We start from the raw sequence: 22,253 nt of genomic DNA on the forward strand, positions 1-22,253 counted from the left end.
ACGCGTCCCGCCGACAGGTCTTACGGGGCGTCCCGCAGCGGTGTGCGGTGCAGGGTGACGAGAAGGAGCCAGATCCGCGCCGAGACGTGGGCGGGCGTCCCCTCCACCAGGCCGTGCAGCCAGTCGGCCAGCACTCCCGCGAAGGTGGCCGCGACGGCGGAGGCGATCAGCTCGGGCTCCGGGGCGCCGACCAGGCTGCGTTCGGCGAGGCTGCGGGCGCGCAGGTCCCGGTGGAGGACGTGGCCGAGCGGACCGCCGCCCCCGGGGCTCAACAGCGTCCGGTAGAGCGGGGCGTGCGGGGCGAGTCCGTCGAAGAAGTCGACGAGCGCGGGCGGCGGGGACGCCGGGTCGGGGACGCCCCGCCAGGCGTGCAGCGCGTCCACCGCGTCACGGACCACGTCGGCGCAGGCGTCGACGGCCAGCGCCTCCAGGTCGGCGTAGTGCACGTAGAAGGTGGCCCGCCCGACCCCGGCCCTGCGGACGAGGGCGGCGATGGTGACCTCCGCCAGCGGGCGCTGCGCGCACTCGTCGAGGAGGGCCGCGCGCAGCCTGGCCCGTGTCCTGGCCGCCCGGGGGTCGGCGGGCGGCGCTCCCTGCGGCGTGGTCAACGGCTCAGGAGCACGGCGGCGAGGGCCAGCGCGCCGGGCAGCGCCTGGGCCACGAGGATGCGGCGATTGGCGGTGGCACCGCCGTACAGGCCCGCGACGACCACGCAGCCGAGGAAGAAGAGGGTGACCCGGTACCCCGTCGGGTCGTCGGCGATCAGACCCCACACGAGGCCGGCGGCCAGGAAGCCGTTGTAGAGGCCCTGGTTCGCGGCGAGCGGCGCTGTCGCGCGGGCCATGGCGGCGTCGAAGCCGGAGAGCGAGCGGCCCGGCTTCCGCTCCCACAGGAACATCTCGAGCACCAGGATGTACGCGTGCAGGGCGGCCACCAGGGCCACCAGGACGTTCGCCGTCGTCTCCATCAGGTCTTCTCCCACCGTCGCACTTCTTGGATAGATGTCCAGCATACCTGGACACCTGTCCAAGAACTGCCTGCCACCCCGAGAGGGAGAACCAAGGGCTCGAAGACGCCCATACCGACACCTTCCCGGCGCCGTTCGGTCAACAGTGCGTAACGCGAACACACTTCTCGGACAGAACACTTCCCTCCGCCGCACGAGTCTGGGATCTTGCGTCCACCCCACACATCACAAAGCCCGGCAGGCGCCACCCGCGCCACCGGGTTATCGGAGGACGCATTGTTTTCCCTCATATCCAGCCGGTTGAGAACGTCGGCCATCGCCGTCGCGGCCCTCGGTACCACCGTGGCGCTCGCCGCTCCCGCCGGATTCGCCCAGGCAGCACCGTCGGACACCGCGCCCGTCGCGGCCCGTTCGGCGGGGGCGACGACGGCCGCCACGGCCGCGGCGACGTCGGCGGCCTGGGCCGCGGGCACCCGCGCGTACCTGGTGATCACGGCCCCCGGCGGCACCTCGGCCGTGAGCGGTGCCGTGGCGACGAACGGCGGTTCGGTCTTCGCCACTTACGACGCGATCGGCGTGATCGTGGCGCACTCGGCGTCCGCGTCGTTCGCCTCGTCGATGCGTACGGTCAGCGGTGTCCAACAGGTCGGGGCGACCCGTACCTCCGACGTCCCCGCCGACGCCTACAACCCCAAGCTCCCGGCGAACCCGTCGCAGTCGGCGACGACGCTGACGGAGTCGAACCGCTGGGACATGACGCAGATCAAGGCCGACCAGGCCTGGGCGGTCACCACCGGTTCCGCGACGGTGAAGGTCGGCGTCCTCGACACCGGCGTGGACGACCAGCACCAGGACATCGCGCCCAACTTCAACGCCGCCGACTCGGCCTCCTGCGCCTACGGCAAGGCGGACACGCGCGCGGGTGCCTGGCGTGACGTCGGCACGCACGGCACGCACGTCGCCGGCACGATCGCGGCCGCCAAGAACGGCAAGGGCGTCATCGGCGTCGCGCCGAGCGTGAAGATCTCCTCCGTCCGCATCGCGGAGCCGACCAGCAGCCTGTTCTTCGCGGAGAACACGATCTGCGGCTTCATGTGGGCCGGTGACCACGGCTTCAAGGTCACCAACAACAGCTACTACACGGACCCGTGGGCGTTCAACTGCCCGGACAACGTGGACCAGGCCGCCATCATCGAGGGTGTCCGCAGGGCGCAGGCGTACGCCGAGGGCAAGGGTTCGCTCCAGGTGGCCGCCGCCGGCAACTCCAACTACGACCTGGCGAACAAGACGACCGACTCCGAGTCCCCCAACGACTCGACCCCGGTCACCCGGACGATCACCAACGCCTGCATCGACATCCCGACGGAGCTTCCGGGCGTCGTGACGGTCGCCGCGCAGGGCAACGGCGGCGCCAAGGCCTCGTACTCGAACTTCGGCAACGGCGTCATCGACATCGCGGCCCCCGGCGGCGACGGCGCCTCCGGTGTCTACTCGACGCTCCCGGGCGGCAAGTACGGCAACATGAACGGCACGTCGATGGCCTCCCCGCACGTGGCGGGCGTCGCGGCGCTGATCGCGAGCGTCAACCCGGCGTTCACCCCCGCGCAGATCCGCGACCAGCTCGGCGTCCAGGCCACCGACAGGGCCTGCCCCTCGGACACCCGCTGCACGGGCACCACGACCAAGAACGGCTTCTTCGGTGAGGGCGCGGTCGACGCCCTGAAGGCCGTCGGGGGCACCACCCCGCCGCCCGGCGCGTACTTCGAGAACGTCGCGGACGTCGCGATCGCCGACAACGCCACGGTCGAGAGCCCGATCACGGTCAGCGGCGTGACGGGCAACGCCCCGGCGACGCTGAAGGTGGGCGTGGACATCAAGCACACCTACATCGGTGACCTGAAGGTCGACCTGGTGGCCCCGGACGGCACCGTGTACACGGTCCACAACCGGACCGGCAGCGGCACGGACAACATCGCGCAGACGTTCACGGTCAACGCTTCGGCGGAGGTCGCGAACGGCGTCTGGAAGCTTCGCGTGAACGACAACGCCAGCCAGGACACGGGCCGGATCGACGCCTGGAGCCTGACCTTCTAGCACCACCTGACCCACCGACCGACCCGAGGGCGGGGCCGGAGCCGACATGGCTCCGGCCCCGTTCGCGTACCCGCGGTAACTCCAGGGGAAGAAAGTCCCTGCCAAGGGGTAGGCCCACCCCGCCCCCTTGCTATACGTTCCGTCTAACAAGCTTGTTAGACACCGCGTCCACAAGCTCACGAGCCGATCGCGACCCAAGGAGCCGCACCATGGCACGCACCGTTCGCCGGGACCACGAAGACGGAGACGTCGCCGAGCGGCTGCTCCGGTCGGCCGCCAAGCTGTCGTACGACCCCGCCGTCGAGGTCGACTGGGACACCCCCCTCGACAAGGACTTCCACGGGCAGAGCCCCGAGTGGAACTCCCTCTACGGCACGGCGTACTGGAACGAGATGACCGAGGAGCAGCGCAAGGAGCTGACCCGGCAGGAGTCCGCTTCGGTCGCCAGCACCGGCATCTGGTTCGAGATGATCCTCCAGCAGATGGTGCTCCGCGACATCTACCTCATGGACCACACCGATCCCCGGTTCCAGTGGGCCCTCACCGAGATCGCCGACGAGTGCCGGCACTCGATCATGTTCGCCCGCGGCTCCCAGAAGCTCGGCGCGCCCGCGTACCGGCCCAAGCGGGCCGTCCTCGAACTCGGGCGCTTCATGAAGACCGTCGGCTTCGGCGAGGCCGCGTACGCCGGCATCCTCGTCGCCGAGGAGGTCCTCGACGTCATGCAGCGCGACTGGATGCGCGACGAGCGGGTGGCCCCCTTCGTGCGCACCATCAACAACATCCATGTCGTCGAGGAATCGCGGCACATGAAGTTCGCCCGGGACGAGACGCGCCGCCACCTCGCCCGCGCGAGCAGGCCCCGCCGTCACTTCCAGGCCCTCGTGGTCGCCATCGCCGCGTACTACATCATCACCAGTCTGGTGAACCCCGAGGTGTACGTCCGGGCCGGGCTCGACCCCGAGCGCGCCCGCCGCGAGGCCGCCGCCAACGAGCACTACAAGGCACAGCTGCGGGCGAGTTGCTCCGGGCTCATGGAGTTCCTGGCGGACGTCGGGATGCTGACCCGGCCCGCGCTCTTCTTCTACCAGCGCGCCCACCTCGTCTGACCCCTCCGGGCCGAGCCCCTCCGAGAAGAGCCCCTCCGAGAAGAGCAGAGCAGAGCCGACGACATGACCTACGCGATCACCCAGACCTGCTGCAACGACGCCACCTGCGTCGCCGTCTGTCCGGTCAACTGCATCCACCCGGCGCCCGGTGAACCGGACTTCGGGACCACGGAGATGCTGTACATCGACCCGAAGACCTGTATCGACTGCGGCGCCTGCGCCGACGCCTGCCCCGTCGACGCGATCTTCCCCGCCGACCGCCTCACCGGGCGGCTGCGGGAGTACGAGGCGATCAACGCGGAGTACTACGCCGACCGCGCCCCGGCACCGGTCCTGGCCTCGCCCAACTTCCACCCGTGGGGCGAGCCTTCGTTCCCCCGTTCGCTGCCCGCCGACTTCGCGCCGCTGCGGATCGCGGTCGTCGGCACAGGACCCGCCGGGATGTACGCCGCCGAGGACCTGCTCCTGCACACCGGCGCCGAGGTGACGCTGATCGACCGGCTGCCGGTGGCCGGCGGGCTCCTCCGGTACGGCGTGGCACCCGACCACCCCGCGACCAAGGGCGCCGGCGAGACCTTCGCGCGCTTCCACTCCCACCCCCGGGTCCGCATGCGGCTCGGCGTGGAGATCGGCGAGGACGTCACCGTCGGGGAACTCGCCGCGCACCACGACGCGGTGATCTACGCCGTGGGCGCGCCCGCCGACCGGCGGCTCGGCATCCCCGGCGAGGAACTGCCCGGCAGCGTCTCGGCGACCTCGGTCGTCTCCTGGTACAACGCGCATCCCGAGACCGGCGCGGACGCCGTCCGGCTCTCCGCCGAACGGGTCGTCGTCGTCGGCAACGGCAACGTCGCCCTCGACGTCGCCCGCGTCCTCGCCATGGACCCGGCCGAACTCGCCGGCACGGACATCGCCGACCACGCCCTCGCGGCCCTGCGCGACAGCGGGGTCCGCGAGGTGGTGCTGCTCGGCCGCCGGGGCCCCGAGGACGCGGCGTACACGGCCTCGGAACTGCTCGCCCTGAAGCACCTGCCGGGCGTGGACCTGGTCGTCGACGACCGGGATCCGCGTACCGGCGCGGCCGTCGACTCGGCGGCGGCCGGGGAGAAGGCCGCGCTGCTGCGGGACGTTCCCCGGGAGACGGTGGACTGGACGGCGCCTCCCCCGTCGGACCGGCGCCGGATCGTGCTCCGCTTCCACTCCGCCCCCGTCGAGGCGCTCGGCACCGACGGCGTACGGGCGGTCCGGGTGACGGAGGAGGGATCACCCGCCGGTACGGAGATCGGGGCGGGGCTCCTCGTCCGGGCGATCGGCTACCGGGGCGTTCCGCTGGCGGGGCTGCCCTTCGACGAGGCCACCGGCACGGTGCCGCACGAGGCGGGTCGGGTGACGGGGCTGCCCGGCGGGTACGTCGTCGGCTGGATCAAGCGCGGGCCCTCCGGGGGCATCGGCGCCAACCGGGCCTGCGCCGAGGAGACGGTCGGGACCCTGCTCGCGGACGCGGTCGCCGGTTCGCTGCCGGCTCCGACGGGCACGGCCCAGGACTTCCGCCGGCTGGCCAGGAGCCGCAGCCGGCACCTCGTCGACGCGCGCGGTCTCGCGGCCATCGACCGGACCGAGCGGGCCAGGGGCAGGGACTCGGGGCGTCCCCGGGTCAAGCTGGCCACGGTGCCGGAGCTCGTCGCGGCGGCCAAGGGCGGCCGGTGGCGCCGACAGGGGTGATCGCGCCGGAAGGGGTGATCGTCAGGGGATGTCCGGCCCGGGACGGCGGGCCGGTACGACTCAGACAGCGGCGTCCACGGCGGCCGTCTGGCGGACCACGATCGCGTTGAGCCGGACGGCGAAGGGGACGACGTCCGTCAGTTCCAGGGTGGTGGCCTTCGCCTTCGGCAGCTCGACGGTCACGTCGGCGCAGAAGGCGAGGGCGTAGATGTCCTGCCCCGTTTCCTCGTCCTGGAGGGCGAAGAACAGGTCCCGGTAGAAGCGGGTGCGGTGCTCGGACTCCTCGTAGAAGGAGAGTCCGGGCCGTCCCTCCTGCCCTGCGAGCCCGGTGAAGGCCTCGACGAGCTCCCGCTCGACGGTCCCCCAGAACGCCGCCTCCGTGTACTCGGGCGGAAGGGCCTGCCGGACGGCCTCCTTCAGGGAGAGCACCATCACCAGGACGGGGGCGTGCTCCTGGAGCCCCCAGCCCCGGACCATCCGCACGACGGTGGTGCCGGGGACGGCCGCGGCCGCCGCCCGTATCGCCTCGAAGTCGAAGTCGACGGTCGCGGGCGCGATCGCCTCCTGGAACACCCGGTCGATCGACCGGGCCCGTTCGAGATGGTCCGGTCCCACCTCGACGACGGTCCTGAAACTGGCGGCCAAAGCTCCTCCTGTGTGATCTCGTGTGCTCTCGATGATCAGGAGGCGTCAGTATGTCGAGCGTCCGCCCGGGGCGGCGGGCGAGTCCGCCGTACGGACGGGGAGCCGCTCAGGACCTCTTGCGGGGCTTTCCGCTTGTACGGCCACGGCCGGAGCCGCCGGCTCCCTTGCGGGCCGCCGGCTTCCCCGACGTACGGGAGCCGCCGCCCGGCTTGGCGGACCTGGAGAGCTTCTGCTCCTTCTTCGGCTGCTTCTGGCCCTTCTGGGCCTCCGCGCGCCGGCCCCGGGTGCTGTTCACCGTGCGCCCGCGCACGATGCCGATGAACTCCTCCACCAGGTCGGGGGCCTCGTCGGCCGCCTGCCACGACAGGGCGACGCGCGACTGCGGGACGTCGGTCAGGGTCCGGTAGGTGAGGTCCTTGCGGTGGTGCAGCCGGGCGAGGGACTGCGGCACGGCGAGCACGCCGACGCCCGCCGCGACCAGCTCGATCGCGTCGGCGGTCGTCTCCGGGCGCTCGTCCGCCGCGCGGCCCGGCGGCCGTTCCCAGCCGAGGGTGTCGTCGAGCGGGTGCAGGACGAGCTCCTCGGCGAGGTCCTCGGCCGACACCTCCTCGGCCGCCGCGAACAGGTGGTCCTTGGGGACGACGACGACCGTCGTCTCCGTGTAGAGCGGGATGGCGCTCAGGTCGTCCCGGTCGACGGGCAGCCGGACCAGACCGGCGTCGGCCGTACCCTCCCGGAGCGCGCCGAAGGCCTCGGCGGGCGTCACGGCGAGGAGGGTCAGGGGAACGTCGGGCAGGCGCTCCTTCCAGACCCCGACCCACTTCGAGGGCGTCACTCCGGGCACGTACGCCAGCCGGAAGGCGGGGGTGCCGGAGGGGAGGTCAGAGGGGGACACCGCGGGGGAATCCGCCGTGGTGTCCGAGGGGGAAGCGTCCGAGCCTGTCACTCCGCCAGGTTACCGGTAGCTGCCGTGGTCGGAACTCGCCCGCACGCTCGATACTCTTGACACCATGACGTCGCACCAGAGCACCCAGACGATGAAGCCCGCCACCGCGGCGAAGAAGCTGGGTGTGTACCTCGAGGCCACCCCCGCAGAGTTCCAGGAGGGTGTCGTCTCGCGCACCGAACTGAACGAGCTCCAGTCGAACCCGCCCGCCTGGCTCCAGGAGCTCCGGAAGAACGGCCCGCACCCCCGCCCGGTGGTCGCCCAGAAGCTCGGCGTCTCCATCGCCGGTCTCGCGCGCGGCGGCATCACCGAGCCGCTCACCACCGAGCAGATCGAGGCGATCAAGCAGGAGCTGCCCGAGTGGCTCCAGAAGGAGCGGGCCACCCAGGCGGAGGTCCGCAAGGAGACCGTCCGCATCAAGGAGCGCGACGCGGAGCGTGCGCGCCGCGACGACGAGGCCTGATCGTTCTCCGCCACGCCTGATCGTCTCCACTTCCACCGCGCCGCACCCCGACGGGTGTGGCGCGGCGCCGTGCGCGGGAGTCATTCCCCCATGAGCGCTTCCCCCACCAGTGACCTCAGCATCGCGTCCGAGCCGCCGGTCGTCGTCGGCGTGGACGGCTCGGAGCACAGTCTCCGCGCCCTCGAATGGGCGCTGGGCGCCGCGGAGCACCTGGGATCACCGCTGGTCGTGGCACATGTGCGTTCCGACGCCCTCCAGCTCGGCGCCGCCCGCATCGCCTCCCTCGGCCCGTCGCCCGAGCTGCCCGACACGGTGATGACGGCCGTGCGGAACGTCGTCGAGGCGCGCGGCCACACCCTTCCCGTGCGGTACGCGTCCCTCGACGGGTCCGTGACCGACGCCCTCCCGGCCGCCGCGCGGGGCGCGCGGCTCCTGGTGACCGGCTCCCGTGGGCACGGCGGCTTCGCGAGCCTGCTCCTCGGATCGACCAGCCGCACGCTCGCCGCGACGGCTCCCTGCCCGCTCGTCGTCGTCCCGCACGAGGCGCGTACGGCTGCCCTGGAGGGCGGTGCCGGGGCGGGCCGGGTGCTGCTCGGCCTGCACCCGGAGGAGACTCCGGACGAGGTGCTGGACTTCGCGTTCGAGGCGGCGCTGCACCGGGGCGTACCGCTGGAGGTCATGACGGCGTTCCGGCTGCCTCCCCAGCCCGGCGCGCTCGTCGTCGCGCCGTCCCCGGCGCTCCAGGTGCCGCCGCCGCTGCCGCTCGCGGACGACATGGAGGAGCAGCTCGTACGGGAGGGGAGGCGGGAGCAGGAGGAGCGGCTGCGGCCCTTCGCCGAGCGCAGGCCCGGGGTCGAGCTCGTTCCCGTGGTGATGCCGGGGGACGCGGCGGGCCTGCTGGTGGAGGGTTCGCGGGACGCGGGTCTGCTGGTGGTGGGCCGCCACCACCGTCATCGCCTCGGATCGCTGCTCGTCGGCTCGGTCGCCCACGCGGTCCTCCACCACGCGCACTGCCCGGTCGCGGTGGTTCCACCGACGGGCCGATAGCCCCCGTGTCCGGCGGGGGACGGTCACGCCGCGTCACCGAGCGGGGCGGGGCGAGCGTGACTAGCGTGGCTCACAGGAACACGTCATCGAATCGGAAGCGAGAGTCACCGTCATGGCCGTACGACCTGAAGGCACGCCGGTCTGGACCGACGCGATGTTCACCGACGTCGAGGGCGCCAAGACGTTCTACGGCGATGTGCTCGGCTGGACCTTCGGAGAGTCTTCCTCGGAATTCGGCAACTACACGCAGGCGTACAAGAACGGGAAGGCGGTCGCGGCCGTCGTCCCGCCGATGCCGGGGCAGGACGGGGATCAGCCGTCGGCCTGGTGTCTGTACTTCGCCTCCCCGGACGTCGCCGCCACGGCGGAGAGGATCCGCAGTGCGGGCGGCACGGTCCTGATGGAGCCGATGCAGGTCGGTGACTTCGGCTCGATGTGCCTCGCGCAGGACCCCTCGGGTGTGACGTTCGGCGTCTGGCAGGCCGGCGTCCACGAGGGCTTCGAGCTGGAGGGCGAGAGCGGCTCGTTCGTGTGGGCCGAGGTGTTCACCCGGGAGCCCGCGAAGTCCGACGACTTCTTCACCGCCGTCTTCGGCTACAACTCCAAGACGATGCCGGACGGGGAGATGGACTACCGGGTCTTCGACCTCGGTGGGGACCCCCTGCTCGGACGGATGGTGATGACGGCGGACCAGTTCCCGCCGGAGATCCCCTCGTACATCCAGGTCTACTTCGCCGTGGACAACTGCGACAAGGCCGTCGAGGCGGCCCAACGGCTGCGCGGGCAGAAGGTGTTCGGGCCGATGGACAGCCCCTTCGGGCGCTTCGCCGCGATCATGGACCCGCAGGGTGCCGCCTTCACCGTGATCGACGTCAGGACCGCCGTCGGCGAGATGCCCGAGATGAGCTGACCGTTACGGAAGACCGCCCCGGAACCGCCCCGGAACCTGTCCCGGGGCGGTTCGGCGTCTGTCAGGCGCTGTCGCGGACGGCGACGATGCCGTTGAAGACGCCGACGTACGCGGTGCCGTCGGGGCCGAGGGTGATCGGCGCCCAGTTGTTGTCGTACGTGAGGCCGGTGCCGGTGAAGCGGCTGAAGGCCCGCTGGCCGGTGCGGAAGTCGACGGCGGTGAGGTACCAGGCATCGATGCCCCAGGCGTGGGGGCGCTTCTCGTAGAAGTAGAGCAGTCCGTTGGCGGTGGACAGCTTCGGGACGGTCGAGGGCGAGCGGACGTCGCTCTCCCAGACGGTGTCGCAGCCGCTGCCGTCGGCGCGGACGTCGATCCGGGTCGCACCGCCGACGACGCTGCGGCCGAAGGTGAGCGTACTGGGGTTCTCGTAGCCGTAGTTGTTCTCGACGACGAGGCTGTCGCCCCAGTTGATCAGGGAGTTGTCGGTGGTGGAGGCCCCGGACCCGAAGACCGGCACCTTGCAGACGAGGCGTTCGGCGGCGGGGACGTCGGCGCCCCTGCGGTAGACGAGGACGTTCATGCGGTCGTCGGCGTTGTCGGTGATGGCGACGTACTCGTCCCGGGCGCCGAAGAGGTCGGGGGTGGTGCCCGAACCCTGGTTCACGGAGCCGGGCTTGGTGCCGGTGCCCCGGTCGTACGCCTCGCGCCACCGTACCCGGGGGACGCCGTCGGCGTCGGCGTGGAAGCTGTACAGGGCGTGGTCCGTGACGAGGGAGACGCCGTCCTCGGCGACGGAGAAGGAGTTCTGGATCTCCTCCCCTTCGAGGCGGATCGCGCGCAGCGTGCCCGTCGCGGGATCGACGGTGCCGACGCGGCCGAGGCGGGTCACCCACCAGATGCGGCCGTCCCAGTCGGGCATGACCGAGGTGACGGGGTCGCAGACGCCGCTGGGGAAGAGGTTGGTCCAGGTGACGCAGTCGTGCGGGACGAGGGGGGTGAGGTCCCAGTCGTTCTCGACGGTGAACTCCCAGGTGCCGTCGCTCTTCTGGTGGTGGGCGATGCGCTGGATGTGCTGCCGGGAGTCGGCGAGGACGACCCGGTCGCGGTGGTCGAGGTAGAAGTAGGCGCCGCCCGAGGTGTCCTTGAAGGTCTCCTCGCCCTCTCCCGCAGGGCCCTGAACAGGGCTTTTGCCGCCTCTGCGGGCGCTGGGGAGAATTGACTGACGACACAGCTCCTGCGGCTGCGGCTTCGCCCCATCCCTATCCCGACTCGACATCTCGCCGGTCGCCCTTGCCGCCCCCGTCGTCGATCACGGACAGTGACCTTGGCTTCCGAGCGGAGCCACACGTCCGCTCTCCCTGCACGACCTCCTGATGCGGTGACAAGCCGCGTTCAGTCAGCCTCATCCGTTGACGCCGGTGTATCCGCGCGCGGCCCTGTTCCACAGAAGCCGCGAGCAGAGGTAGGCCGGTCCGCCGAGCGCGGGTGCGGCGTCCGCGAGGGCGATCGGGACGCCCAGACCCTCGGTGTTGCCCGTCAGTACGGCCGTCGGGAAGTACGCGATGAAGGCCAGCGGCAGGAAGGACGTGAACGCCTGGGCGACCGCTGTCGACAGCACCTTCAAGGGGTAGTTGCCGAACGTGCTCATCAACTCCGCGGTCCATTAGCTCCACTGCACCGCCGCCGGGAACCTGAAGTGCAGGCAGGAGAGCGTCGTGAAGACAGCCGCCTCCATCAATGCCCCTCCGATCAACGCGGCCACCAGTCGCCCGGCTCCATCAGGCCGTGCCCGACGGCGACTTCTCCATCGCCCAGCTCGCCCGCACCCTGAACACCACCCCTGCCCACGTCATCTGCCTGCTGTCTCAGCACCCTGTCGACTGGAGCCCGCTCCGATTCCGGCGTACCCAGCACACCGCCACCCGCCTGGAACAGTGGCGGCCCTGGTACGAACAGGACCATATGTCGCTCCAGGACATCGCCGATCGCGAACGAACCAGCCTCGCCACCGTGCGCCTTGCCCTCCTCAAGAACGGGATCCGGCTGCGCCCTGCCAGGTTCCATCCGGGCCACCCTCGGCGGAAGTGATCCTTCCCCGTGCATGGCGATTGTGCGACGGCTCGTGACTACTCCGGCGGTGAACCAGGTGCTGGTTGCCGGACAGCCGCCGCACGACACTAGTCGACGCCGCGCGGAGCGCTCATTCGCGTGGAGGCGAGCGTCCTGAAGGGGCGGGGATCAGCAACCGAGTCGCCGACTCCGCTCACTCGCATACCGGTGCTGGTCTTCCGTGCCATTCGATGGGGTCCCGCGTGAGTGCCACATCAGGGACGTAGGGCTTCAGAGCTCGAGGAAGGGCTGGTCGCGATTCGTGGAGCCGGGCCGGCCGGGCGTGTCTTGTTCAGCGGGTCGAGGCGGCTTCGCGGTGGCCGCTTTCCCATTGATCCATGCTTCGGCTGCGCTTCCGGTGTGGACCGGAGGCATGGCCTCGACTCGCGCGTGCCGAATGGGATCAGTCGGGTGGTCTGGCACTATGCCGCATCCTGCGCCCATGCACGGACGGCCTCGGCGGCCGTGAGCAGGTCGGCCCCGTTCGGCCCGCAACCGTCGGCATCCTCCGTGATCTACTGGGAGTGCCCCTGGGGCACTGATCGGGTACCCCAGGGGGTCGGTCACTCTCCGGGGAAAGCGACGTCGATGTCGCGACGGATGCCGTCCAGGACGTGCATGATGCTCAGTGTCTCGGCGAGCGGCATCAGGTCGGATTCCAGCCGCCCGGCGCTGATGCAGCGGGCCGCTTCGGCGGCCTCGTAGCACAGCCCACCGTCGAGTTGCGGGGAGACGAAGGTGTCGAGCAGCTCGTTGTCCCGGCCGATGAGCCGGACCGCGGCGGGTCCGTAGAAGGAGCCGTCGATCTCCAGGCGTCCCTGGGTTCCGGCGATCGAGGCCGTGGTCGGAGTGCGGCCGAAGAGGGTCGTGTTCAGGATGCCGTGGGCTCCGGACTCGGCGGTGACGAGGATCGACGCCTGGCCGTCGACACCGGTGGACGTCTTCGTGCCCACCGCCTTGACCGAGGTGAACGGCCCCAGCACCATCGAGGCGAAGGAAACCGGGTAGATGCCGAGGTCCAGGAGGGCTCCGCCCGCCAGTTCGGGTGCGAAGTGACGGTGCTGCACCTCGGGAGTCATCGGCTGGCCGTGATCGGCGATCACGGTGTGCACCTCGCCGAGCAGCCCGGCATCGAGCACCTGGCGGACCACGTCGATGTGGGGCAGGAAGCGCATCCACATCGCCTCCATGAGGAACACTTCCCGCTCCCGGGCCGCTTCGATCAGCTGCTCGGCCTCACGGGCGTTGCGGGTGAACGCCTTCTCCACGAGGACGTGTCGGCCGGCCTCGATCGCCTGCAGGGCCTGCTCGAAATGGCCCGAGTGCGGCGACGCGACGTAGACGATGTCCACCGCGTCGTCCGCGACGAGTTCGGCGTAACTGCCGTAAGCCGCCGGGATGCCGAACCGGTCGGCGAACGCGCGGGCCCGCCCGGCGTCACGCGAGCCGACCGCCACCACCTTCTGCTCGGTGTACGTCTGCAGCGCCTCGACGAAGTAGGCCGCGATCCAGCCCGGGGCTATCACCCCCCAGTTCAGAGCCGGTGCGTCACGAGGAGAAGGCGTCCGGGGTGCGGGCAGCGCCATGCGTGCCGCCTCGTGGATGTTGCCTGGCTGGTCCTGCGTCATGGGGTTCCTTCTCGGCTCTGGTACGAATGCGGTACACGTGGGAACGGCGACGCTGCCCGGGTCTCGCAGCGCGCCTGTCCTCGTGCTACCTGGGGCGGAAACCCGGCGTCCGCCACAGCGGAACGCTGAGCAAACGGCGTGCAGCAGTGGGGGCGGCCTTGCTTCGTCGTCGGGGGGGAGGCGGTCTGGGGAGGTAGCCGGGGTAGCTGGTACATCATCTCGCGCAATCGATTGCGCAACGATACGTCGGGAGCGCCGCAGGCTGTCAAGCCCGACGGCCGAGTGCCGGGGGGCGCGGTCCCGAAGAGGATCAGACGGACTCGCGCAGGACGAACCGCGTGCGCAGAGCGACCTGAGACGGGCTGACGCGGCCTTCCAGACGTTCCAGAAGCAGGCGCCCGCAGGTCGCTCCCACCTCGTAGGCGGGGTAGCGGATCGTGGAGAGCCGGGGGCGTACGAGGGAGGCGAGCTCGATGTCGTCGTGGCCGATCAGCGCCACGTCGGACGGGACCGCGAGGCCCAGCTGCTCCGCCGCTTCAAGGGCTCCGATGGCGGTGCGGTCGTTGACGCAGGCGACCGCGGTCGGCGGCTTCTTGCGGCTCATCAGTCGGCGCATGCCCTCGGCGCCGGCTTCACGGGTGTGCTTCCCGCGCACGACCAGACCGGCCGGCAGATCCAGCCCGTGACGCCGGGCGGCGGCGCGGAACAGCTCGAGGCGAGGGTCGCCGCCCGGTGTGCCCGCCGGCCCGACCAGCATGCCCAGTCGCTCGTGCCCCTGCCGGGCGAGTCGCTCGACCGCCTCGTCGACGGCCTCGCGGGAATCGGCGCGCACATGGTCCAGGCCGCTCCACTCGCTGTCGGAGCTGATGACGACCGGAATGCCCGCTGTCCGGATGGCGTCGAAGTCCTCCGGGGTCAGCCACGACGGGGTGATCACGACTCCGTCGAGGCAGCGCTTGACCACGTCGTCGAGGTAGTGCAGCTCTTCCGCGCGCTCCGCGTTCGTGTTGCAGACGACGACGTGGTACTGCCCCGGGCGCAAGGTGTCCTGCAGCCCGCGGGCCAGCTGGGCGTAGAACGGGTTGGCGATGTCCGGGATGACCAGCGCCACGGTGCGGGACCGCCCCGTGCGCAGGCTCTGCGCCACGGTGTTCAGCCGGAACCCCAGCTCGGCGATGGCCGCCTGCACCGCTTCTCGCTTCTCGGGAGCCACCGGGCGCTTGCCGCTCAGCACGTAGGAGACGGTGGTCACCGACACCCCTGCGGCACGGGCGACATCGCTCATCGTCACAGGCTGGTGCTGCATCTTCGACCTTCTCCCTCTGTGGGCCGGACACCACAGGCCCCCGCCGGACGCCGCGGCGGCGTTACAGCCTACGCATGCCGCAAACGATTGCACATCCACGACGGGCGACGGCAGGCGCGTCACCCAGCGCAAGCGGGCGGCCCGGGCGAGACGTACGCGGTGGTGCAGAACGGCTCCACGAGCGATGGAGCCAGGATCGCCCAGGTGCGGGCCAATGGCTCGGGCCGCCAGGAACGGATGACCGTTGGCCTCTGGCGGCGCGCCGTAGGAAGCTGATCGACGCGCCGGAGGCATCCCGCGTGACCACCCCGGACCCTGTCTGCGGCCGAGCTGGATCTCGTCGGGAACAACACCGGGCGGCGGCGGGACTCTCCGCGCGCAGAGGGCGTCGAACCGACGGCTCAGGTCCTCGCCATCCGATTTCCGTTCCCGCTGCACCCGCTGGACGTGGACCATCGCCTCGGACGAACTCTCCCTGCTGATGGCCGACACATTCTCGTGCGAGATCTCTTGACACGCTCGGAGGCTGCTCTCAGACTCACCTCACCGCACTTGTTAACGCAACCACGGTGAGGGCCTGGCGCCAGTCCTCGGTGATCACCAGGTCTGCGCACAGGCCGGGTGGAGAGAACAGCCGAGCGCATTCCTCTTCCTGCCGACCGCGACCGATGCGACCGGGCGCCGTCCTGGCAGGGTGGCCGTCGGCGGGGCAGGGATTGTCATCCGCACGGCCATGTCCCGGCCGCCGCAGCGGCATCTGCGCACCACAACTCGCACTGCCCCCTGCTCGTGGCCTGCGCCCAGGGCTTCCAAGGAGATTCCATGCATCTGTCCCGTTCCCTGCGGACGGCTGTCGCCGTCACGCTCGCCGCTGCCGCGGCGCTCCCGCTCGCCGCAGCCACTCATGCCGACGCCTCAAGCAAGAGCGCCACCGCCCAGACGGCCGCTGCCACCAAGCGCCCCAAGTCCTTGGTGATCGGCATCGACGGCGCGACGTTCGCCAAATTCAGCAAGGCGAGAATGCCCAACGTCAAAAGTCTGATGACCGGTGGTATGACCGCCACCAGCAACCTCTACGCTTCTCCGATGGCTCCGACCTACTCGGGACCGGGATGGTCCACGATCGCCACCGGCACCTGGCCCGACAAGCACAAGGTCGTCGACAACAGCTTCAACGGCGCCCGCTTCGACCTCCATCCCGACTACGTCACCCGCCTGGAGACTGCCGACTCATCGCTGAACACGCTGGTCGTCGGCACCTGGTCCGCCATCCCCACCACGGTCTTCGGCTCGGCCACAGACCTTCGTCTCGGCGGTGTCAGCGACACGGACACCACCACGACGGCCGTCGCCAAGCTCTCCAGCACCGATGCCGACGCCACCTTCGTCCACCTCGACAACGTCGACGAGGCCGGCCACGCCCATGGCACCGACAGCACGGAATACCTCAACGCCCTGAAGGCCGCCGACGCCAGGGTGGGACAGATCATCCAGGCGGTGAAATCCAGGACAAGCTACGCCAACGAGGACTGGCAGATCATCATTACCGCCGACCACGGCCACACGCCCAGCGGAGGCCACGGCGGAAACACCCCCGCCGAACGCCAGACGTTCGTCATCGCCAAGGGCACCGGCTTCACACCGGGATCGGTCCGCTACGACGTCAAGATCACCGACATCGCTCCTACCGTCCTCTCCCACTTCGGCATCGCCAACGACCCGACCTGGCAACTGGACGGCAAGCCGATCAAGACTCTCGTCCCTGACGCCTTCGACGCACTGCGTCCCTCCCTGCAGACCGCGATCGACGAAACCGGTCTGCCGTCGACCCTCAAGGGATGGAGGACCACCACACCGGCCGGCTGGAGCATCGACAACTCCGCCATGCCCGCCGGAGGGGTCACCGAATGGCGCGGCTGGTCCTTCGCCACCGACGAGTTCTGGACCAGCACCGACCTCGGCCAGAGCCGCGAGACCAACGTACGCGCCCGTAACGTCTTCGCCGTCGCCGACTCCGACGAGTGGGACGACAACGCACATGGCGACGGACAGTTCGACTCCACCCTCATCAGCCCCGCCTTCCCCGTGATCGGTGGCGCGCAGGCGACCGTCTCCTACGCCACGAACTACAAGACCGACGGCCCTCAGACCGGAGACGTCTACATCTCCTTCGATGACGGCACCCCCCAACTGCTCACCTCCTACCGTGAAGACCTCAACACCGTCGAGAGACTCACCGTAGACGTCCCGGCGGGGTCGACCTCCGCCCGACTGCGATTCCACTACACAGGCACCAACAGCGCCTTCTGGACCGTCGACCAGCTCGCGGTCACTCGCTGACCCCATGCACGTCAACTGGTGATCGCCGTGGCCCGCCCGGTGCCCGGCAGCGCCGCGGACGCGGAGGCGTGGCGGGACCCCGGCCTGACCCAGACGTGCGGCAACGTGACCGTGCTGGCCGACGGGGCCTACATCAACACCGGGCTTGTCGTCCCACACCGCAAACGCCCAGGACAAGCCCTCCTGCCCGATGAAGAGGAAGACACCGTCGCACAGCGCAAAGCCGGGCCCGGGGCTGGAGATCGCGCCCGCCTCGGCTCCGGCCCGGGGTAGTTCCTCCAAGGAGTCGTACGTCGGCCGGCCGGTCGAGCTCGTCGGCGATCTGATTGCGACGCTCGGGAAGGTGGTGACCACCCCGAGAAAGTCACGGTCCGGGGTCGAGGCGAGCAGCGGCGCGTGGAAGTACCTGCCGCCGAAGCCCTAGCCGACGAGTCCGATCCTTGCAGGCGTGTCCGTCATGAGTAGTCCCTGTCGTCGATCTCGTGAAGCGTCGCGGTAATGCCTCGACAGACCTTGGAGCCTGAGCCTGAGCCAGATCTACCCGGAATCCCGCATTACTGAACAGTCTGCGATGACGTTCCGCCCGCTACTTTCCTGTTGCGTCGCGACGGTGGCCAGAGCCCAAGGAGATCGGAGGAGCCCCGGAGGGAGCGTGACCGCCTGACGACGATCCGCCCTCACCGGCCGTCGGCCCGTCGAGTGGCCTGGGCTCGGCGCACGGGCCACTCAGGGAGATTCACCGGCAGCTTCTGAGCGAGAAGCCGCCGGTCCTTTTCTTCGTGGTGCGGTGGAGTGAAGCGCTTGGCTGTCAGAGCGTCTGGTGATCAAGGACGGGCACCGAGGCGGAGATTCGCGCCTTCAAGTACTGCGCAGACGCCGGCTTCGAGACACTAGCCAGCTGAGCCTTGTTCTGTGTGCGGGTGCTGATGGTGGGTTACCTGAGCGTGCGGTCGGCGGGTGGAGCCGAAGAGCGAGTGCCCGTGCTGGCGCACCAACTTGACGATGCGGCGACCGCTGCCCAGCAACCGCAACGCGCCCGCCTACACAACCTCGTCCTCGGCCGAAAGGCGACCAGAGCGCACAGCAGCCGATCACGGCCCCACTGACTCGAAGATCGTTACGGGACAAGTCTTAGCCGCATGAACGAGCGGCAGGGGTGAGGGGCCGAGACACTGATCGTCCCCTCACCCCTGCCGGGGAATGCTCCTCCCCCCCCTGGGGAGCTCCCTACTCGGACGGGGCTGGGAGCGGCCGTGGCTCACTCCCGGCTTCCGCCGTATCAGGAGGTGAGGGCGACCTGGTCGATCGTCCAGAAGGAGCTGTTGGTGCCCGTGCAACGGAAGGACAACTTGGCGGTGGTGGCGCCGGCCGGGACCGCGACGGTGAGCTTCTCGAAGGCGTTGCGGTCCGCGCGGTAGGACTGCAGGAGCTGCGGGGCGCCGCCGTCGAAGGAGATGTAGACGTCGCCGGTCTGCGGGCCGTCCACCCGGTAGTTCGTCGCGTACGAGACGGTCGCCGTCGCGCCGCCGGTCACGGCGAAGGCCGGGCTGACGAGGGTGGAGTCGAACTGCCCCGCGCCGTGGGCCTTGTCGTCCCACTCGTCGGAGTCGGCGACGGCGAAGACGTTGCGCGCCCGGACGCTGGTCTCGCGGCCTTGGCCCAGGTCGGTGTTGGTCCAGAACTCGTCGGTCGCGAAGGACCAGCCGCGCCACTCGGTCACACCGCCGGTGGGCATAGCCGAGTTGTCGATGGTCCAGCCGGTGGGCGCGGTGGTCGTCCAGCCCTTGAGGGTGGAGGGCAGGGCAAGTTCGTCGACCCGGGTGTTCAGGGAGGGGCGGAGGACGTCGAAGGCGTCGGGCGTGATGGTGCCGATCGACTTGCCGTCGAGCTGCCACGCCGGGTCGGCGCTGACCCCGAAGTGGGAGAGGACAGTCGGGGCGATGTCGGTGATCTCGACGTCGTTGCGGACCGAACCCGGGTTGAAGCCGGTGCCCTTGGCGATGACGAACGTCTGGCGCTCGCTCGCGGAGTTGCCGCCGTGGCCGCCGCCGGGCAGGTGGCCGTGGTCGGCGGTGACGACGATCTGCCAGTCCTCGTCGGCGTACGTGGAGCGGGAGGTGACGGCGTCCAGGATCTGGCCGATCTGGGAGTCGGCGGTGGCGAGGGCCGTCAGGTAGGCCCGGTGCTCGGTGCCGTAGTAGTGGCCGGCACCGTCGACCTCGTCGAGGTGGACGAAGGAGGCGTCTGCGTCGGTGGTCTTGAGCTTGGAGACGGCGGTCGTCGTGGTGTCGACGTCGTTGACGCCTCCGAGGCGGGTGTCGGCGGCGGGGCCGAAGACGGTGTCACGGATCGGGCTCCAAGTGCCTACGACCACGGTGTTGAGCGCGGAGTTGGCGCCCTCCAGGCGGGTGACGTAGTCGGGGTACAGGTCGTACCGGGCGCCGCTGAAGCCGTTGTCGATGACCTTGTGCTTGTCGGGCCAGGTGCCGGTGGCGATGGTCGACCAGCCCGGGCCCGAGGAGGTGGGCGCCATCGGGTTCGCGTAGAGGTTGCTGGTGGCGGTCATGCCACCAGCCATGAGGCCCTTGACCCTCGGCATCTTCGCCTTCTCGAACTTGGCGAAGGTCGCGCCGTCGATGCCGATCACCAGCGACTTGGGTCGCTTGACGGCGGCGGCGGCGGTGGCGGAGGACGACTCCTCCTTCTTGCCCGCGGCGTCGGCGTGGGCCGCCGCGGCGAGCGGGAGCACGGCTGCCGCCACGGGTACCGCGATGGCGGCGCGAAGGGAACGGGACAGGTGCACGGCAGCTCCTTGGGAGGACCGGTGGGTTGGCGCACGGCCGTCATGGCCGGATGTCGATGAGCCTGAACCCGACCAAGGAGCAACAGATTTACACAGAAGTCCCCGCCGGTGAACAGAGGGCGACGGCTGGTTCAGACCCGTTATGCGCTCGTGATGCGACGAGGCGGCCCGAACGCGGCGGTGCCCCTCCACCACGAGGATGGAGGGGCACCCGGAGGGAGGCATCGCCATCAGGCGATGGCCTGCTCCCACTGCTGGTTCTGGCCGCTGTTGCAGGTCCACTGGTCGAGCACGGCACCGTCGGAGTACGAGTAGTCGGCGACGTCGAGGCACCTGCCGCTGTGCCGGGCGACCAGCTGGTTGTAGCCGGCATCGCCCGTCGGCTCGATCTTCCACTGCTGCGACTTCGCGGTGCCGCAGGCGTTCTGGACGATCTTGGCACCGTCCTCGGTAGAAGCTCCGCTTACCTCAAGGCACTTGCCGCTGTTGCGGGCCATGATCTGGACATAGCCGCTGGTTCCCAGCTTCTTGAAGTAGTACTGCTGGTTGATGTCTCCACTGCAGCCCCACTGGACGATCGGAGCCCCGCTGGCGGAGTCGAAGTTGGAGACGTCGGCACACTTGCCGCTGCTGCGGACCGACAGCGTCTCCCACATCACGTTCATGCCGGTGACCTTGCCGGCCGCGGCGTCGATCGTGACGTTGGGCGAGTAGTCCATGGTCATGGTGGTCTTGGTGGGGAACTTCAGCGGAAGCCAGACGTACTGGGAGTCCTGGACCATGCCGCCCATGGAGTTGCCCCACCGGTCACCCATGTACATGTAGCTCGTCGCGTTGGTGCCCTGCACCGGGAGGACGTAGGCCGTCTGGGTGCGGTAAGTGTTCCAGTTGCCGATGTCCTTCAGACCGCTCCACGCGCCGGCGATGCTGGTGGCGGTGGCGTACTTCTGCTGGTTGGGGGCCCAGCCCGTGGCGCCGGAGGTGAGCAGGAAGTAGATGCCGTTGCGCTTGAACATCGCGGGGGCTTCTCGCATCGAGCCGGCCCACAGCTTCTTCACCTGGGTGTCGATGCCGGTGTAGTCGGCGGTGAGGCGGTAGACGTGCAGGTCGGCGTTCTCGTTGGCCGCCGAGATCATGTAGCCGGTGCCGTCGGTGTCCACGAAGGTCGTGATGTCACGGGACATGTGGCCGAGCGGACGGAAGCTGCCCTTCCAGGTGTAGTCGCCGTCCACGGTGTCCGACACGGCGACGGCGGCGCGGGCCTCGCTGTAGTCGGTGGCGCTGCCCTCCTTGTGCATCCACATCACGAACTGGCCGGTCGAGGCGTTGTACATGACCTTGGGCCGCTCGATGTTGGCGCCCTGGAGCTCCGGGTCGGTCTCCTGCTTGAGGACGTGGTTGCGGAACTCCCACGTCTTCAGGTCCGTCGAACGGTATACGGAGACGTACCGGAAGCTGTTGTCGGCGTTGCGGTCCTCGCCGAACCAGTAGTAGTACGCGCCGACCTTGACGACCCCGCCGCCGTGGGCGTGGACGGGGTTGCCCGCCGGGTCGGTGAACTGGGTGGCGTTGTTGACGCTCACCGAGGCCGCGTGGGCAGTGCCCGTGGCCCCGAGGGACAGGAGGAGGGCGGACAGACCGGCGATGACCGCCGTTGCGCCATTTCTTCTACGCGCCATGATCACTTACCTCGTGCTGTGCGGAACCGGCGCGTCTGGGTCGCACTGTCGCGGCGACCCAGACGGGCCCGTGCGGGGTGGGGGTGTGGATGCGTACAGAGGAGGCGTACGCGAAAGGCGACGGCCGACCGGCCCGGCGTGTGCGGAAGTGGCGGTCGGGGCAACGCAGCCCGTGTGCGGAGGGAGGTGGCTGCCGTGTTACGGCTGCGTGTCGCCTTTAATGTTTGCGTTAATGCGGGGTGTTGAGAGAGTCTGTGAGCACAACGGTGGCCTGTCAAGAGACCCGCTGGTAACATCCGCGCCGACGGACGAAGGAGACTTCCCGCCCTCTCCGCCCCTGGCGCCGTTACCGTTGGTCGGCCCCCTGACCTGCATGGCAATCCATGGTCAAAGCCCACTTTCCCGCCTCGGCCGATGTTCCCGCTTCCCCGCGCGACCTCGACGAATCCGGTCCGGTTCTGCCGCCGTTCACCCGTCGATGGCCT

At 69.9% G+C, this 22,253-nt stretch carries 18 protein-coding genes and 2 pseudogenes; 10 read left to right on the top strand and 10 right to left on the bottom strand.

What is annotated here, in order from left to right:
• Positions 1–20: 20 nt before the first annotated feature.
• Positions 21–608, bottom strand: coding sequence for a TetR/AcrR family transcriptional regulator (locus tag ACIA8N_RS23155; protein ID WP_365779163.1), 588 nt, complete (start codon positions 606–608; stop codon positions 21–23).
• Positions 605–967: a DUF1304 domain-containing protein gene (locus ACIA8N_RS23160; protein WP_365779231.1), complete on the bottom strand. Its 363-nt coding sequence runs from the start codon at positions 965–967 to the stop codon at positions 605–607. Before ACIA8N_RS23160 ends, ACIA8N_RS23155 begins: the two co-directional genes overlap by 4 nt.
• A 315-nt stretch (positions 968–1,282) precedes the next feature.
• Between ACIA8N_RS23160 and ACIA8N_RS23165 the strand changes: the two genes are divergently transcribed.
• The 3 genes from ACIA8N_RS23165 to ACIA8N_RS23175 all read left to right on the top strand — a co-directional run bounded on the left by ACIA8N_RS23165 (position 1,283) and on the right by ACIA8N_RS23175 (position 5,892).
• On the top strand, positions 1,283–3,061 hold the full coding sequence (locus ACIA8N_RS23165) for a S8 family serine peptidase (protein ID WP_399416774.1): 1,779 nt from the start codon (positions 1,283–1,285) through the stop codon (positions 3,059–3,061).
• Positions 3,062–3,270: 209 nt separating this feature from the next.
• A complete protein-coding gene (locus tag ACIA8N_RS23170) occupies positions 3,271–4,170 on the top strand; it encodes a diiron oxygenase (protein ID WP_365779167.1) in 900 nt (299 codons plus the stop codon).
• Between the two features lie 63 nt (positions 4,171–4,233).
• Entirely contained in the window at positions 4,234–5,892 is a 1,659-nt protein-coding gene (locus ACIA8N_RS23175) for an FAD-dependent oxidoreductase (RefSeq protein WP_365779169.1), read from the top strand.
• A 60-nt stretch (positions 5,893–5,952) separates the two neighbouring features.
• Here ACIA8N_RS23175 and ACIA8N_RS23180 read toward each other — a convergent pair whose 3' ends face one another.
• Positions 5,953–6,537, bottom strand: coding sequence for a Type-2Aa cytolytic delta-endotoxin (locus tag ACIA8N_RS23180; protein WP_365779171.1), 585 nt, complete (start codon positions 6,535–6,537; stop codon positions 5,953–5,955).
• A gap of 106 nt (positions 6,538–6,643) precedes the next feature.
• On the bottom strand, positions 6,644–7,432 hold the full coding sequence (locus ACIA8N_RS23185) for a LysR family substrate-binding domain-containing protein (RefSeq protein ID WP_365779173.1): 789 nt from the start codon (positions 7,430–7,432) through the stop codon (positions 6,644–6,646).
• Positions 7,433–7,547: 115 nt separating this feature from the next.
• Between ACIA8N_RS23185 and ACIA8N_RS23190 the strand changes: the two genes are divergently transcribed.
• From ACIA8N_RS23190 to ACIA8N_RS23200, 3 genes are all read left to right on the top strand, one after another.
• Positions 7,548–7,946, top strand: a complete 399-nt coding sequence (locus ACIA8N_RS23190; protein WP_365779175.1) for a DUF5997 family protein — start codon at positions 7,548–7,550, stop codon at positions 7,944–7,946.
• Between the two features lie 90 nt (positions 7,947–8,036).
• On the top strand, positions 8,037–8,993 hold the full coding sequence (locus tag ACIA8N_RS23195; RefSeq protein ID WP_365779177.1) for a universal stress protein: 957 nt from the start codon (positions 8,037–8,039) through the stop codon (positions 8,991–8,993).
• Positions 8,994–9,105: 112 nt separating this feature from the next.
• Positions 9,106–9,903, top strand: coding sequence for a VOC family protein (locus tag ACIA8N_RS23200; protein WP_365779179.1), 798 nt, complete (start codon positions 9,106–9,108; stop codon positions 9,901–9,903).
• A gap of 61 nt (positions 9,904–9,964) precedes the next feature.
• Here the strand turns inward: ACIA8N_RS23200 and ACIA8N_RS23205 are convergent.
• Together ACIA8N_RS23205 and ACIA8N_RS23210 are read right to left on the bottom strand one after the other, a co-directional pair.
• Positions 9,965–11,050: pseudogene (locus tag ACIA8N_RS23205) on the bottom strand (hypothetical protein); the annotation flags it as partial.
• 255 nt (positions 11,051–11,305) lie between these two features.
• Complete coding sequence (locus ACIA8N_RS23210; protein WP_365779181.1) at positions 11,306–11,551, bottom strand: ABC-2 family transporter protein; 246 nt, start codon at positions 11,549–11,551, stop codon at positions 11,306–11,308.
• 137 nt (positions 11,552–11,688) lie between these two features.
• Here ACIA8N_RS23210 and ACIA8N_RS23215 point away from each other — a divergent pair, with 137 nt between their 5' ends.
• Positions 11,689–11,991, top strand: coding sequence for a hypothetical protein (locus ACIA8N_RS23215; RefSeq protein WP_365779183.1), 303 nt, complete (start codon positions 11,689–11,691; stop codon positions 11,989–11,991).
• A 584-nt stretch (positions 11,992–12,575) separates the two neighbouring features.
• On the opposite strand, the gene ACIA8N_RS23220 is transcribed toward ACIA8N_RS23215, so the two are convergent.
• Positions 12,576–13,640: a Gfo/Idh/MocA family oxidoreductase gene (locus ACIA8N_RS23220; protein ID WP_365779185.1), complete on the bottom strand. Its 1,065-nt coding sequence runs from the start codon at positions 13,638–13,640 to the stop codon at positions 12,576–12,578.
• A 310-nt stretch (positions 13,641–13,950) separates the two neighbouring features.
• Positions 13,951–14,925 carry a LacI family DNA-binding transcriptional regulator gene (locus tag ACIA8N_RS23225; RefSeq protein WP_365779187.1) on the bottom strand — a complete coding sequence of 325 codons (975 nt, stop codon included), beginning with the start codon at positions 14,923–14,925 and terminating at the stop codon, positions 13,951–13,953.
• A gap of 843 nt (positions 14,926–15,768) precedes the next feature.
• On the opposite strand from ACIA8N_RS23225, the gene ACIA8N_RS23230 reads away from it, so the two are divergent.
• From ACIA8N_RS23230 to ACIA8N_RS23240, 3 genes and pseudogenes are all read left to right on the top strand, one after another.
• Entirely contained in the window at positions 15,769–17,286 is a 1,518-nt protein-coding gene (locus ACIA8N_RS23230) for an alkaline phosphatase family protein (RefSeq protein ID WP_365779189.1), read from the top strand.
• 12 nt (positions 17,287–17,298) lie between these two features.
• Positions 17,299–17,508 (top strand): annotated as a pseudogene (locus tag ACIA8N_RS23235) (IS5/IS1182 family transposase); the annotation flags it as partial.
• On the top strand, positions 17,477–17,710 hold the full coding sequence (locus ACIA8N_RS23240; RefSeq protein WP_365779192.1) for a hypothetical protein: 234 nt from the start codon (positions 17,477–17,479) through the stop codon (positions 17,708–17,710). The pseudogene ACIA8N_RS23235 and the gene ACIA8N_RS23240, both read left to right, overlap by 32 nt.
• Positions 17,711–18,565: 855 nt before the next feature.
• Here ACIA8N_RS23240 and ACIA8N_RS23245 read toward each other — a convergent pair.
• Both ACIA8N_RS23245 and ACIA8N_RS23250 read right to left on the bottom strand, forming a co-directional pair.
• Positions 18,566–20,089: an alkaline phosphatase family protein gene (locus ACIA8N_RS23245; RefSeq protein ID WP_365779194.1), complete on the bottom strand. Its 1,524-nt coding sequence runs from the start codon at positions 20,087–20,089 to the stop codon at positions 18,566–18,568.
• A gap of 230 nt (positions 20,090–20,319) precedes the next feature.
• On the bottom strand, positions 20,320–21,768 hold the full coding sequence (locus ACIA8N_RS23250; protein ID WP_399416768.1) for an RICIN domain-containing protein: 1,449 nt from the start codon (positions 21,766–21,768) through the stop codon (positions 20,320–20,322).
• Positions 21,769–22,253 lie beyond the last annotated feature (485 nt).

Origin of the sequence: Streptomyces sp. NPDC051822 (assembly GCF_044452745.1) — a bacterium.
Lineage (GTDB): Bacteria > Actinomycetota > Actinomycetes > Streptomycetales > Streptomycetaceae > Streptomyces.

Excerpts from the sequence above, each read along its gene's own strand:
- ACIA8N_RS23160 (WP_365779231.1), bottom strand. The coding sequence starts at position 967 with ATGGAGACGACGGCGAACGTCCTGGTGGCCCTGGTGGCCGCCCTGCAC.
- ACIA8N_RS23170 (WP_365779167.1), top strand. The coding sequence starts at position 3,271 with ATGGCACGCACCGTTCGCCGGGACCACGAAGACGGAGACGTCGCCGAG.
- ACIA8N_RS23175 (WP_365779169.1), top strand. The coding sequence starts at position 4,234 with ATGACCTACGCGATCACCCAGACCTGCTGCAACGACGCCACCTGCGTC.
- ACIA8N_RS23190 (WP_365779175.1), top strand. The coding sequence starts at position 7,548 with ATGACGTCGCACCAGAGCACCCAGACGATGAAGCCCGCCACCGCGGCG.
- ACIA8N_RS23195 (WP_365779177.1), top strand. The coding sequence starts at position 8,037 with ATGAGCGCTTCCCCCACCAGTGACCTCAGCATCGCGTCCGAGCCGCCG.
- ACIA8N_RS23200 (WP_365779179.1), top strand. The coding sequence starts at position 9,106 with ATGGCCGTACGACCTGAAGGCACGCCGGTCTGGACCGACGCGATGTTC.
- ACIA8N_RS23210 (WP_365779181.1), bottom strand. The coding sequence starts at position 11,551 with ATGAGCACGTTCGGCAACTACCCCTTGAAGGTGCTGTCGACAGCGGTC.
- ACIA8N_RS23220 (WP_365779185.1), bottom strand. The coding sequence starts at position 13,640 with ATGACGCAGGACCAGCCAGGCAACATCCACGAGGCGGCACGCATGGCG.
- ACIA8N_RS23225 (WP_365779187.1), bottom strand. The coding sequence starts at position 14,925 with ATGAGCGATGTCGCCCGTGCCGCAGGGGTGTCGGTGACCACCGTCTCC.
- ACIA8N_RS23230 (WP_365779189.1), top strand. The coding sequence starts at position 15,769 with ATGCATCTGTCCCGTTCCCTGCGGACGGCTGTCGCCGTCACGCTCGCC.
- ACIA8N_RS23240 (WP_365779192.1), top strand. The coding sequence starts at position 17,477 with ATGAAGAGGAAGACACCGTCGCACAGCGCAAAGCCGGGCCCGGGGCTG.
- ACIA8N_RS23250 (WP_399416768.1), bottom strand. The coding sequence starts at position 21,768 with ATGGCGCGTAGAAGAAATGGCGCAACGGCGGTCATCGCCGGTCTGTCC.